We start from the raw sequence: 13,442 nt of genomic DNA, 5'->3' as shown, positions 1-13,442 counted from the left end.
ACAGTTCGATTCAATTACAGGAAGTCTACCAGAGATGCTTAAACAGGTAGAAATTTTCACCGATGGTTCGTGTCTGGGTAATCCCGGGCCGGGTGGTTATGGCGCTATTTTACGCTATCGCGGACGCGAAAAAACCTTTAGCGCAGGCTACACCCGCACCACCAACAACCGTATGGAGTTGATGGCTGCTATTGTCGCGCTGGAAGCGTTAAAAGAACATTGCGAAGTCATTTTGAGTACCGACAGCCAGTATGTCCGCCAGGGGATCACCCAGTGGATCCATAACTGGAAAAAACGGGGCTGGAAAACCGCAGACAAAAAACCGGTAAAAAATGTCGATCTCTGGCAACGTCTCGATGCCGCGTTGGGTCAGCATCAAATCAAATGGGAATGGGTTAAAGGCCATGCCGGGCATCCGGAAAACGAACGTTGCGATGAACTGGCTCGCGCAGCAGCGATGAATCCCACGCTGGAAGATACGGGCTATCAAGCCGAAGTTTAAGCCTGCGGCTTACGAAATTGCCGGGTGGCACCAACCGCCTGGCGAATTCGCGGTTTGTTTTTGCTCTGTTTCATCGGGTTGAGCGTTAGAGGAATAGTCCGTTTCCGGGCAACAATAAGTTGTAAGCAACCAAGCGCAGGAATATGCGTGCTCAATAGTTTTCCACCATATTTGTTCCACGGGAGAACATGGAAACGGCTGGCATGCACTACTTCAAAATTCAACAAAGAAAGCCAGTCCAGTTGCCGCATCAGGGTAAACATCCGGCTATTATAGGGCGATGTTTTTCGCAATACCGGCACAAGTTTACGTAATCCCATTAAACTGATGGGATTGAAGCCAGTAATAACCAGCCAACCATCATCAATCAATACCCTATCGGCTTCGCGTAATAAACGATGCGGGTCAGTGCACCACGGCAACGTATGCGCCAGTAGACAAACATCGACGGATTTATCGGCAAAAGGAAGATGAAGCGGATCCGCCTGCACTTGTACGGGCGTTCCTTGTGCAGAAACATTCACTTGATGAGAAACCGCGCACGCTTCGCAATTGATTTCTGCGCTTAAATTGCCAATCTTAAGCAGATGAAAACCATACATTTTAGCGAACCATGGGTTGAGCTGACGCTCCAGCGCCTTGCGATAAAGCTCTCCCCAGGGCAAATCGCCCCAGCAATCAGGAGCCACGACAGTTTGAGGGTTCCTTGCCGGTTTCATCACAACCTTCCGTTTCGCACTGAGAGGTAATCTATGAATCTTAACAGTATTTCCGCCTTTGATGACAATTACATCTGGGTTTTATCTGATGAAGCAGGTCGTTGCCTGATTGTCGATCCGGGAGAGGCAGAACCTGTATTAAAGGCGATTTCAGATAACAACTGGCAACCAGTAGCGATTTTCCTCACTCACCATCACCACGATCACGTTGGCGGTGTAAAAGAACTGGTAGAAAAGTATCCGCAAATTGTGGTGTATGGACCCGAAGAGACACAAGATAAGGGAACAACGCAGGTAGTCAAAGATGGCGATACTGCCTTCGTTTTAGGGCATGAATTTAGTGTAATTGCTACACCAGGTCACACTTTAGGACATATCTGTTACTTCAGTAATCCTTATCTATTTTGCGGCGATACTTTGTTTTCTGGAGGATGCGGGAGGATATTTGAAGGTACTCCACCACAGATGTATCAATCACTTAAAAAACTAAGTGAACTTCCTGATGATACATTGGTGTGTTGTGCTCATGAATATACTTTATCAAATATGAAGTTTGCCTTGAGTATTCTTCCGCACGATTTGTCCATAAATGATTATTATCGTAAAGTTAAGGAGTTACGGGCAAAAAATCAAATAACACTCCCCGTAATTCTGAAAAATGAGCGACAAATTAATGTTTTTTTGAGAACAGAAGATATTGATTTAATTAATGTAATTAATAAAGAAACATTATTGCAACAACCTGAAGAGCGTTTTGCATGGTTAAGGTCAAAGAAAGATAGGTTCTGATAAAACTTTCTTGTCATTGGCTTCGTTCGCCGTTATGATCGGTCGTCTTTTAAGCAACTATTGACACACACATGAAGGCAAAAGCGATATTACTCGCCTCTGTCCTGCTCGTAGGTTGCCAGAGTACCGGTAACGTTCAACAGCACGCACAGAGCCTTTCTGCAGCTGGTCAAGGGGAAGCAGCAAAGTTTACAAGTCAGGCACGATGGATGGACGATGGGACGTCTATCGCGCCAGATGGTGACTTGTGGGCTTTCATAGGCGACGAGCTAAAGATGGGAATTCCGGAAAATGACCGGATTCGCGAACAGAAACAGAAATATTTACGCAATAAGAGCTATCTCCACGATGTAACTTTACGGGCAGAGCCGTATATGTACTGGATTGCCGGGCAAGTTAAAAAACGTAACATGCCTATGGAACTGGTACTACTACCCATAGTGGAGAGCGCTTTTGATCCTCACGCAACGTCTGGCGCCAATGCCGCAGGCATCTGGCAGATCATTCCGAGCACGGGGCGCAATTATGGTTTGAAACAGACCCGCAATTATGATGCGCGTCGCGATGTTGTTGCTTCAACAACGGCTGCGCTGAACATGATGCAGCGTCTGAACAAAATGTTTGACGGCGACTGGCTTCTGACCGTAGCGGCTTATAACAGCGGCGAAGGTCGAGTCATGAAGGCAATAAAAACGAACAAAGCGCGTGGTAAATCCACGGACTTCTGGTCGTTACCGTTGCCACAGGAAACGAAGCAGTACGTGCCTAAAATGCTGGCATTGAGTGATATTCTCAAGAACAGCAAGCGTTATGGCGTACGTCTACCGACGACCGATGAAAGCCGTGCTCTGGCGCGTGTACACCTGAGTAGCCCAGTTGAAATGGCGAAGGTTGCAGATATGGCGGGAATTTCTGTCAGCAAGCTGAAGACATTCAACGCTGGCGTAAAAGGTTCCACGCTGGGCGCAAGTGGTCCGCAATACGTGATGGTGCCAAAGAAACATGCAGATCAACTGCGTGAATCTCTGGCTTCAGGCGAAATTGCTGCCGTACAATCAACACTGGTTGCCGACAATACGCCACTTAACAGCCGTGTTTACACCGTACGCTCTGGCGACACGCTTTCAAGCATCGCTTCACGTCTCGGCGTAAGCACAAAGAATTTGCAGCAGTGGAACAATCTGCGCGGTTCTAAGCTGAAACCCGGCCAAAGTCTGACGATTGGCGCGGGTAATAGCGCACAGCGGCTGGCAAACAACAGCGATAGCATTACGTATCGTGTGCGCAAAGGCGATTCGCTTTCAAGCATTGCTAAGCGTCACGGCGTGAACATCAAAGATGTGATGCGCTGGAACAGCGACACTGCGAATCTGCAACCAGGCGATAAGCTGACGTTGTTTGTAAAAAACAACAACATGCCAGATTCCTGACAAACCAGATAACAGAAAGGCACCGATTCCCCCGGTGCCTTTTTTATTTATGCCGCTTTATGAGCTTCAATCATAATAGTATCACTGGTGAAAGAGCCATCATTCTGCAAGGCAAAATACGTTTTCACCTCTGTAGATGCGCTCTGTTGGTAAACACGAATAGCGTCTGCTAATACTTCTGGCGTGCGCATTCTCGCGACCCACGAAGAAAATTCCAGCGGCAATTTATCGGTGATCAAGTTATCAACAACCAGACTGGCTTCATTGACTAACGCCAACCATTCGCCACTGGAGTAGTTGCGCACGTGAGAAGTATCACGTAACGCTTCTACCGTCTGTAACCAAATATCGCGCACCGAATGACCCGGTGACATCACATCCATCACAATCAACAGACCACCGGGCTTCAGTACCCGATTCACTTCACGCAGTGCCGCACCGACATCATGCCAGTGATGGGCAGAATAACGACTGATAACAATATCAAAAGAGCGATCGGCAAATGGCAGGCATTCAGCATATCCCTTGCGAGTAGTGATATTTGTCAGTTGCCGTGCATTGGCCGCTTGTGTAACAACATCCAGCATTTGTGAAGATAAATCATACGCCACCACCGCCTGCACATTTTGCGCCGCGACAAAGCTGGCATGTCCTGCTCCACAGCCCATATCAAGCACGCAAGCTTCAGGATATCCGGCCAGACGCGCAGCCAGACGCTGCAAGTCTCGCCCGGATGCATGCACGGTACTGGTTAAATACTCACTGGCCTGCGAGCTAAACTGCTTTTCTACATGGTCATGGTGGGATTGTGTTGTCATTGCGCTGTCCTTTAGTTGTTTGAGTATTAAAGGGCAGCGCCAAACATTGGTCTGCCCTGTGGCAGACCTGACATACCTTATTTATCAGGCTTGCCGGGACCGAATTCAACGAGTAGCGGATTGTGATCGGAAGCGCGCGTAACCAGTACGGAAGCTTCACTAACATTCAGCCCACGGTAGAAAACAAAGTCGAGCGGACGACCAAACGCCCGACGGCGTTGATCATCAGTAAAACGCACCTGACGCAGCGACATTTCCCGCGCAAAGCGGTATAAGGCATTCATCCTTCTACGGCTCCAGGCATTGAAATCTCCCGCCATAATGACCGGGCCGCTGTGGTGGGCTATCTGATCGCCAATAGGAAGTAACTGCTTACTATAGACATCCACGCCCAGGCTGAAGTTAACGGCATGAATATTCACCACCATCAATAAACGCGTATCTGGCAATGGGTAGACCGTCACCAGCGCCGACTTTGCCAGACGCAAAATAGGTTCTCGTTCACGTAACGGGCAGCAATAAACAGGATGCGCCGCCGAAAGCGTCATAACACCGGAAGGATGTTGTGGCAGTACGAAAGCAGGCACCTGATCAGCGGCGAGATAGTTAGCGGTCGCAAACTGCACTAACTCTGGTGTTGTTTGCGCTTCCTGCAATAACACCAGATGCGCATCTTTGCCGTAATTTTTCAGTACCGACAACCATTCAGCACGTTGCTGTTTGTAAATGTTCCACACCAGGATCCGAATACGCTCTTCGGTACTTAACGGCTCTCCGGGGGGTAATGCCTGGCCGATGCTCGCAAAAGACCCTGGCGGTAAGATCCTTTCCGCAGGTTGTCCGGCAACATAGCGCATGGCATAGGTGTTTTTTCGCACTTTTGACTTTGAAACCTCTATTACGTCAACCCTTCCGCACTCGGGAGGGTTCTACTGTTATAGGGATTTTAGCTCACTCTTTCAACGAGCAATTGTATATTGTTATGTAAGCAAGTGCTTACATCGGACAGAATTTGGCTCATCATTGATGATCATTAAATCGGATGACTTATCACCTGTCCGAATGGTTTAATAACAAATAAATTCAAAATCTCTTTTATATTTTGCAACAGGAGCAAAAATGAAAGCCACGTCGGAAGAACTCGCCATTTTTGTTTCGGTAGTCGAAAGCGGAAGTTTTAGCCGGGCGGCAGAACAATTAGGACAAGCGAACTCTGCGGTAAGCCGGGCGGTGAAAAAGCTGGAGATGAAACTTGGCGTTAGCCTGCTTAATCGCACCACGCGACAACTTAGCCTGACGGAGGAAGGGGAACGTTATTTTCGGCGTGTGCAGTCGATTTTGCAGGAAATGGCCGCAGCAGAATCAGAAATCATGGAGACACGTAATACGCCACGCGGACTGTTACGAATCGATGCCGCGACCCCCGTGATATTGCACTTTCTGATGCCGTTGATTAAACCATTTCGTGAACGCTATCCGGAAGTTACTTTATCGCTAGTCTCCTCCGAAACCATTATTAATTTGATCGAAAGAAAAGTGGATGTTGCGATTCGCGCCGGCGCATTAACGGATTCCAGCCTCCGAGCCAGACCGTTGTTTAACAGCTATCGAAAAATTATCGCCTCCCCCGATTATATTGCCCGCCACGGGAAGCCAGAAACTATCGACGATTTAAAGCAGCATGTTTGCCTGGGATTCACTGAACCAGCCTCCCTCAATACCTGGCCGATAGCCTGTAGCGATGGGCAATTACATGAGGTGAAGTACGGTTTGTCATCCAATAGCGGGGAAACGCTGAAACAGCTTTGCCTGAGTGGCAACGGGATCGCGTGTTTATCTGACTATATGATCGACAAAGAAATTGCACGTGGTGAACTGGTAGAGTTAATGGCAGATAGAGTACTGCCAGTGGAAATGCCTTTCAGCGCCGTTTATTACAGCGACCGTGCAGTGAGCACCCGTATACGAGCCTTTATCGATTTCCTTAGTGAGCATATAAAAACAGCTCCCGGAGGAGCTGTCAGAGAAGTTTAATCCCATTCAGGAGCCAGACCTTCCGGACTTACGAGGCGGTCGTTGCAATCCAGCGTGGCGATCGCTTTTTTGTCTTCGGCATCAAGCTGTAAATTTACTGCCTGCAGGTTACTCTCCAGATTTTCGCGTTTAGTAGAAGAAGGAATAACCGAGTAACCTTCCCCCATCGCCCATGCCAGAATCACTTGTGCCGGAGTCGCATTGTGTTTCGCGGCGATACGAGCAATAACCTCATCTTTCAATGCATTCCCATAAGCCAGCGTCATGTAGGAGGTAATATGAATGTCGTGCTGTTTAGCCCAATCGACCACTTTATGGTTTTGCAGATAAGGAGAGAGCTCAATCTGGTTGGTGGCGATGTTTTCAGCGCCAACAGCAGTAATCGCTTTTTCCATCAACGGGATGGTGAAGTTGGAAATACCGATCTCACGCGTCAGCCCTTGTTTTTTCGCTTCCAGCAGCGCCTGCATAAACTCTTCTACTGATACCGCATCATTTGGTGACGGCCAATGGATCAGTGTCAGATCGACATAATCGGTACGTAATTTTTGCAGACTATCCTTCAAACTCGGGATCAGTTTGTCTTTGCTGAGATTTTCAATCCAGATTTTAGTGGTGATATAGAGTTCATTACGTGGTATGCCGCTTTCTGCAATCGCCTGACCTACAGCAGCTTCGTTATCATAGATTTGTGCGGTATCAATTGCGCGATAGCCAAGTTCCAGCGCGGTTTTTACTGATGCAATAACAACGTCATCCTTCAGACGGAAAGTACCTAAACCAAATGCAGGGATAGCCATAATATGCCTCTTTTAATGATATGTTCGTTAACTGAGATGATTATGGACTTCAGATTGTTGCGGAAAAAGAGCGTAAAATGCAGAGGATTTTTGCGATTCTGGCAATAATGAAATTGCAGACGAAAAAAAACCTCGAGCGTTAACTCGAGGCTTCTTAATAAGTGGCGGAACGGACGGGACTCGAACCCGCGACCCCCTGCGTGACAGGCAGGTATTCTAACCGACTGAACTACCGCTCCACCGAATTCTTTTACAACCACCAGTTTTATGACCGGCTTACTGCTAAATTTGATGCCTGGCAGTTCCCTACTCTCGCATGGGGAGACCCCACACTACCATCGGCGCTACGGCGTTTCACTTCTGAGTTCGGCATGGGGTCAGGTGGGACCACCGCGCTATCTCCGCCAGGCAAATTCTGTTTATTAACCCGCTTATCGCCGGTTAATCTAATCTGTATCAGGCTGAAAATCTTCTCTCATCCGCCAAAACATCTTCGGCGTTGTAAGGTTAAGCCTCACGGTTCATTAGTACCGGTTAGCTCAACGCATCGCTGCGCTTACACACCCGGCCTATCAACGTCGTCGTCTTCAACGTTCCTTCAGGAGACTTAAAGTCTCAGGGAGAACTCATCTCGGGGCAAGTTTCGTGCTTAGATGCTTTCAGCACTTATCTCTTCCGCATTTAGCTACCGGGCAGTGCCATTGGCATGACAACCCGAACACCAGTGATGCGTCCACTCCGGTCCTCTCGTACTAGGAGCAGCCCCCCTCAGTTCTCCAGCGCCCACGGCAGATAGGGACCGAACTGTCTCACGACGTTCTAAACCCAGCTCGCGTACCACTTTAAATGGCGAACAGCCATACCCTTGGGACCTACTTCAGCCCCAGGATGTGATGAGCCGACATCGAGGTGCCAAACACCGCCGTCGATATGAACTCTTGGGCGGTATCAGCCTGTTATCCCCGGAGTACCTTTTATCCGTTGAGCGATGGCCCTTCCATTCAGAACCACCGGATCACTATGACCTGCTTTCGCACCTGCTCGCGCCGTCACGCTCGCAGTCAAGCTGGCTTATGCCATTGCACTAACCTCCTGATGTCCGACCAGGATTAGCCAACCTTCGTGCTCCTCCGTTACTCTTTAGGAGGAGACCGCCCCAGTCAAACTACCCACCAGACACTGTCCGCAACCCGGATCACGGGTCCACGTTAGAACATCAAACATTAAAGGGTGGTATTTCAAGGTCGGCTCCATGCAGACTGGCGTCCACACTTCAAAGCCTCCCACCTATCCTACACATCAAGGCTCAATGTTCAGTGTCAAGCTATAGTAAAGGTTCACGGGGTCTTTCCGTCTTGCCGCGGGTACACTGCATCTTCACAGCGAGTTCAATTTCACTGAGTCTCGGGTGGAGACAGCCTGGCCATCATTACGCCATTCGTGCAGGTCGGAACTTACCCGACAAGGAATTTCGCTACCTTAGGACCGTTATAGTTACGGCCGCCGTTTACCGGGGCTTCGATCAAGAGCTTCGCCTTGCGGCTGACCCCATCAATTAACCTTCCGGCACCGGGCAGGCGTCACACCGTATACGTCCACTTTCGTGTTTGCACAGTGCTGTGTTTTTAATAAACAGTTGCAGCCAGCTGGTATCTTCGACTGATTTCAGCTCCACGAGCAAGTCGCTTCACCTACATATCAGCGTGCCTTCTCCCGAAGTTACGGCACCATTTTGCCTAGTTCCTTCACCCGAGTTCTCTCAAGCGCCTTGGTATTCTCTACCTGACCACCTGTGTCGGTTTGGGGTACGATTTGATGTTACCTGATGCTTAGAGGCTTTTCCTGGAAGCAGGGCATTTGTTGCTTCAGCACCGTAGTGCCTCGTCATCACGCCTCAGCCTTGATTCTCCGGATTTGCCTGGAAAATCAGCCTACACGCTTAAACCGGGACAACCGTCGCCCGGCCAACATAGCCTTCTCCGTCCCCCCTTCGCAGTAACACCAAGTACAGGAATATTAACCTGTTTCCCATCGACTACGCCTTTCGGCCTCGCCTTAGGGGTCGACTCACCCTGCCCCGATTAACGTTGGACAGGAACCCTTGGTCTTCCGGCGAGCGGGCTTTTCACCCGCTTTATCGTTACTTATGTCAGCATTCGCACTTCTGATACCTCCAGCATGCCTCACAGCACACCTTCAACGGCTTACAGAACGCTCCCCTACCCAACAACACATAGTGTCGCTGCCGCAGCTTCGGTGCATGGTTTAGCCCCGTTACATCTTCCGCGCAGGCCGACTCGACCAGTGAGCTATTACGCTTTCTTTAAATGATGGCTGCTTCTAAGCCAACATCCTGGCTGTCTGGGCCTTCCCACATCGTTTCCCACTTAACCATGACTTTGGGACCTTAGCTGGCGGTCTGGGTTGTTTCCCTCTTCACGACGGACGTTAGCACCCGCCGTGTGTCTCCCGTGATAACATTCTCCGGTATTCGCAGTTTGCATCGGGTTGGTAAGTCGGGATGACCCCCTTGCCGAAACAGTGCTCTACCCCCGGAGATGAATTCACGAGGCGCTACCTAAATAGCTTTCGGGGAGAACCAGCTATCTCCCGGTTTGATTGGCCTTTCACCCCCAGCCACAAGTCATCCGCTAATTTTTCAACATTAGTCGGTTCGGTCCTCCAGTTAGTGTTACCCAACCTTCAACCTGCCCATGGCTAGATCACCGGGTTTCGGGTCTATACCCTGCAACTTAACGCCCAGTTAAGACTCGGTTTCCCTTCGGCTCCCCTATTCGGTTAACCTTGCTACAGAATATAAGTCGCTGACCCATTATACAAAAGGTACGCAGTCACCCCATTAAAGAGGCTCCCACTGCTTGTACGTACACGGTTTCAGGTTCTTTTTCACTCCCCTCGCCGGGGTTCTTTTCGCCTTTCCCTCACGGTACTGGTTCACTATCGGTCAGTCAGGAGTATTTAGCCTTGGAGGATGGTCCCCCCATATTCAGACAGGATACCACGTGTCCCGCCCTACTCATCGAGCTCACAGCATGTGCATTTTTGTGTACGGGGCTGTCACCCTGTATCGCACGCCTTTCCAGACGCTTCCACTAACACACATACTGATTCAGGCTCTGGGCTCCTCCCCGTTCGCTCGCCGCTACTGGGGGAATCTCGGTTGATTTCTTTTCCTCGGGGTACTTAGATGTTTCAGTTCCCCCGGTTCGCCTCATTAACCTATGGATTCAGTTAATGATAGTGTGACGGATCACACTGGGTTTCCCCATTCGGAAATCGCCGGTTATAACGGTTCATATCACCTTACCGACGCTTATCGCAGATTAGCACGTCCTTCATCGCCTCTGACTGCCAGGGCATCCACCGTGTACGCTTAGTCGCTTAACCTCACAACCCGAAGATGTTTCTTACGAACCATCATCGTGTTGCGAAAATTTGAGAGACTCACGAACAACTTTCGTTGTTCAGTGTTTCAATTTTCAGCTTGATCCAGATTTTTAAAGAGCAAAACTTCGCAGTGAACCTTTGCAGGTACACTCTGAAGTATTTTTTATTTAATCACTACAGAGATGGTGGAGCTATGCGGGATCGAACCGCAGACCTCCTGCGTGCAAAGCAGGCGCTCTCCCAGCTGAGCTATAGCCCCATAACATGTAGTTAAAACCTCTTCAAATTTGCGGTGCAAATTTGGTAGGCCTGAGTGGACTTGAACCACCGACCTCACCCTTATCAGGGGTGCGCTCTAACCACCTGAGCTACAAGCCTGTAGAGGTTTTACTGCTCATTTTCATCAGACAATCTGTGTGAGCACTTCAAAGAACGCTTCTTTAAGGTAAGGAGGTGATCCAACCGCAGGTTCCCCTACGGTTACCTTGTTACGACTTCACCCCAGTCATGAATCACAAAGTGGTAAGCGCCCTCCCGAAGGTTAAGCTACCTACTTCTTTTGCAACCCACTCCCATGGTGTGACGGGCGGTGTGTACAAGGCCCGGGAACGTATTCACCGTGGCATTCTGATCCACGATTACTAGCGATTCCGACTTCATGGAGTCGAGTTGCAGACTCCAATCCGGACTACGACGCACTTTATGAGGTCCGCTTGCTCTCGCGAGGTCGCTTCTCTTTGTATGCGCCATTGTAGCACGTGTGTAGCCCTGGTCGTAAGGGCCATGATGACTTGACGTCATCCCCACCTTCCTCCAGTTTATCACTGGCAGTCTCCTTTGAGTTCCCGGCCGGACCGCTGGCAACAAAGGATAAGGGTTGCGCTCGTTGCGGGACTTAACCCAACATTTCACAACACGAGCTGACGACAGCCATGCAGCACCTGTCTCACAGTTCCCGAAGGCACCATCCCATCTCTGGAATGTTCTGTGGATGTCAAGACCAGGTAAGGTTCTTCGCGTTGCATCGAATTAAACCACATGCTCCACCGCTTGTGCGGGCCCCCGTCAATTCATTTGAGTTTTAACCTTGCGGCCGTACTCCCCAGGCGGTCGACTTAACGCGTTAGCTCCGGAAGCCACGCCTCAAGGGCACAACCTCCAAGTCGACATCGTTTACGGCGTGGACTACCAGGGTATCTAATCCTGTTTGCTCCCCACGCTTTCGCACCTGAGCGTCAGTCTTCGTCCAGGGGGCCGCCTTCGCCACCGGTATTCCTCCAGATCTCTACGCATTTCACCGCTACACCTGGAATTCTACCCCCCTCTACGAGACTCAAGCTTGCCAGTATCAGATGCAGTTCCCAGGTTGAGCCCGGGGATTTCACATCTGACTTAACAAACCGCCTGCGTGCGCTTTACGCCCAGTAATTCCGATTAACGCTTGCACCCTCCGTATTACCGCGGCTGCTGGCACGGAGTTAGCCGGTGCTTCTTCTGCGGGTAACGTCAATGAGCAAAGGTATTAACTTTACTCCCTTCCTCCCCGCTGAAAGTACTTTACAACCCGAAGGCCTTCTTCATACACGCGGCATGGCTGCATCAGGCTTGCGCCCATTGTGCAATATTCCCCACTGCTGCCTCCCGTAGGAGTCTGGACCGTGTCTCAGTTCCAGTGTGGCTGGTCATCCTCTCAGACCAGCTAGAGATCGTCGCCTAGGTGGGCCGTTACCCCGCCTACTAGCTAATCCCATCTGGGCACATCCGATGGCAAGAGGCCCGAAGGTCCCCCTCTTTGGTCTTGCGACGTTATGCGGTATTAGCTACCGTTTCCAGTAGTTATCCCCCTCCATCGGGCAGTTTCCCAGACATTACTCCCCCGTCCGCCACTCGTCAGCAAAGAAGCAAGCTTCTTTCTGTTACCGTTCGACTTGCATGTGTTAGGCCTGCCGCCAGCGTTCAATCTGAGCCATGATCAAACTCTTCAATTTAAAAGTTTGATGCTCAAAGAATTAAACTTCGTAATGAATTACGTGTTCACTCTTGAGACTTGGTATTCATTTAGCGTCTTGCGACATTAAGAATCCGTATCTTCGAGTGCCCACACAGATTGTCTGATAAATTGTTAAAGAGCAGTTGCGACGCGGCTTTCAGCTCACTGTCGCGAGGTGGCGTATATTACGCTTTCCTCTTTCAGAGTCAACCCTGAATTTCAGGATTTTTTCTCTTCAACCGAACCGGCTGTTTGTGTGAAGTGATTCACATCCGCCGTGTCGATGGAGGCGCATTATAGGGAGTCGTTTCAGGAAGACAAGCGGAAAAATGCATTTTTATTTCAACCGCTCATCTTTTAATCGTTACGCCGATTTTTGCTGCTTTTTTATCGCTTGCGGCAGGTCTGCCAGGCTATTTAACACCCAATCCGCTGCATTTTCAGCTTCAGGGGTAACAGGTTTCCCCGTACGCACCAGCACTTTTGTTCCCACGTTCGCCGCAGCCGCTGCCTGCATATCTTCTAATTTATCGCCCACCATATAAGAAGCGGCCATATCAATATGCAAATAATCGCGTGCTGACAAAAGCATTCCTGGATGTGGTTTACGGCAATCGCAGACCTGGCGAAACTCTTCAACACTGCCCTGCGGATGATGCGGGCAATAATAGATGCCATCCAGATCGACATCACGGTCCGCCAGCGACCAGTCCATCCACTCGGTCAGCGTTTCAAACTGCGCTTCAGTAAATTTGCCGCGCGCAATACCAGACTGGTTCGTTACCACCACCAGCGCAAAGCCCATTTTTTTAAGCTCACGCATGGCGTCAATGACACCGTCGATAAATTCAAAGTTATCGATCTCATGGACATAGCCGTGATCGACATTAATGGTGCCGTCACGGTCAAGAAAAATTGCGGGTACGCTCTTCGCCACCTTTTATAGCTCCTT

At 49.7% G+C, this 13,442-nt stretch carries 9 protein-coding genes, 3 tRNA genes and 3 rRNA genes; 4 read left to right on the top strand and 11 right to left on the bottom strand.

Features of this window, described 5'->3' with window-relative positions:
• Positions 1-34: 34 nt before the first annotated feature.
• The gene (gene rnhA, locus A1WG_RS08195; protein ID WP_000917882.1) at positions 35-502 is read left to right on the top strand and encodes a ribonuclease HI; all 468 of its coding nucleotides are present in this window, start codon (positions 35-37) and stop codon (positions 500-502) included.
• Here the strand turns inward: rnhA and A1WG_RS08200 are convergent.
• Positions 499-1,221 (bottom strand): class I SAM-dependent methyltransferase, encoded by a 723-nt coding sequence (locus A1WG_RS08200; RefSeq protein ID WP_001515751.1) that lies wholly within the window; start codon positions 1,219-1,221, stop codon positions 499-501. The two genes, rnhA and A1WG_RS08200, sit on opposite strands and share 4 nt — an antisense overlap.
• Before the next feature lie 33 nt (positions 1,222-1,254).
• On the opposite strand from A1WG_RS08200, the gene gloB reads away from it, so the two are divergent.
• Entirely contained in the window at positions 1,255-2,010 is a 756-nt protein-coding gene (gene gloB, locus A1WG_RS08205; protein WP_001515750.1) for a hydroxyacylglutathione hydrolase, read from the top strand.
• Between the two features lie 71 nt (positions 2,011-2,081).
• Complete coding sequence (gene mltD, locus A1WG_RS08210) at positions 2,082-3,440, top strand: murein transglycosylase D (RefSeq protein ID WP_000644687.1); 1,359 nt, start codon at positions 2,082-2,084, stop codon at positions 3,438-3,440.
• A 47-nt stretch (positions 3,441-3,487) separates the two neighbouring features.
• On the opposite strand, the gene A1WG_RS08215 is transcribed toward mltD, so the two are convergent.
• Together A1WG_RS08215 and A1WG_RS08220 are read right to left on the bottom strand one after the other, a co-directional pair.
• Positions 3,488-4,258, bottom strand: coding sequence for a class I SAM-dependent methyltransferase (locus A1WG_RS08215; RefSeq protein ID WP_000211694.1), 771 nt, complete (start codon positions 4,256-4,258; stop codon positions 3,488-3,490).
• A gap of 77 nt (positions 4,259-4,335) precedes the next feature.
• Positions 4,336-5,136 (bottom strand): endonuclease/exonuclease/phosphatase family protein, encoded by an 801-nt coding sequence (locus A1WG_RS08220; protein ID WP_001230982.1) that lies wholly within the window; start codon positions 5,134-5,136, stop codon positions 4,336-4,338.
• A gap of 241 nt (positions 5,137-5,377) precedes the next feature.
• Here A1WG_RS08220 and yafC point away from each other — a divergent pair, with 241 nt between their 5' ends.
• On the top strand, positions 5,378-6,292 hold the full coding sequence (gene yafC, locus A1WG_RS08225; RefSeq protein WP_000648552.1) for a DNA-binding transcriptional regulator YafC: 915 nt from the start codon (positions 5,378-5,380) through the stop codon (positions 6,290-6,292).
• On the opposite strand, the gene dkgB is transcribed toward yafC, so the two are convergent.
• From dkgB to gmhB, 8 genes are all read right to left on the bottom strand, one after another.
• Positions 6,289-7,092, bottom strand: a complete 804-nt coding sequence (gene dkgB / locus A1WG_RS08230) for a 2,5-didehydrogluconate reductase DkgB (RefSeq protein ID WP_001515747.1) — start codon at positions 7,090-7,092, stop codon at positions 6,289-6,291. The two genes, yafC and dkgB, sit on opposite strands and share 4 nt — an antisense overlap.
• Positions 7,093-7,254: 162 nt before the next feature.
• Positions 7,255-7,331, bottom strand: a tRNA-Asp gene (locus A1WG_RS08235).
• A 54-nt stretch (positions 7,332-7,385) separates the two neighbouring features.
• A 5S ribosomal RNA gene (gene rrf / locus A1WG_RS08240) occupies positions 7,386-7,501 on the bottom strand.
• 94 nt (positions 7,502-7,595) lie between these two features.
• A 23S ribosomal RNA gene (locus A1WG_RS08245) occupies positions 7,596-10,500 on the bottom strand.
• Positions 10,501-10,683: 183 nt separating this feature from the next.
• Positions 10,684-10,759 (bottom strand) — tRNA-Ala (locus A1WG_RS08250).
• 42 nt (positions 10,760-10,801) lie between these two features.
• A tRNA-Ile gene (locus A1WG_RS08255) sits at positions 10,802-10,878 on the bottom strand.
• A gap of 68 nt (positions 10,879-10,946) precedes the next feature.
• A 16S ribosomal RNA gene (locus A1WG_RS08260) occupies positions 10,947-12,488 on the bottom strand.
• The 16S, 23S and 5S rRNA genes sit together here with 3 tRNA genes alongside, the layout of an rRNA operon.
• A 366-nt stretch (positions 12,489-12,854) precedes the next feature.
• Positions 12,855-13,427 carry a D-glycero-beta-D-manno-heptose 1,7-bisphosphate 7-phosphatase gene (gene gmhB / locus A1WG_RS08265; RefSeq protein WP_001140179.1) on the bottom strand — a complete coding sequence of 191 codons (573 nt, stop codon included), beginning with the start codon at positions 13,425-13,427 and terminating at the stop codon, positions 12,855-12,857.
• Positions 13,428-13,442: the final 15 nt, after the last annotated feature.

It is taken from the genome of Escherichia sp. KTE96 (genome assembly GCF_000408525.1).
Taxonomy (GTDB): Bacteria; Pseudomonadota; Gammaproteobacteria; order Enterobacterales; family Enterobacteriaceae; genus Escherichia; species Escherichia marmotae.
Note: the sequence above shows the minus strand (reverse complement) of the source record. Positions and strands in the feature narration are given on the sequence as shown.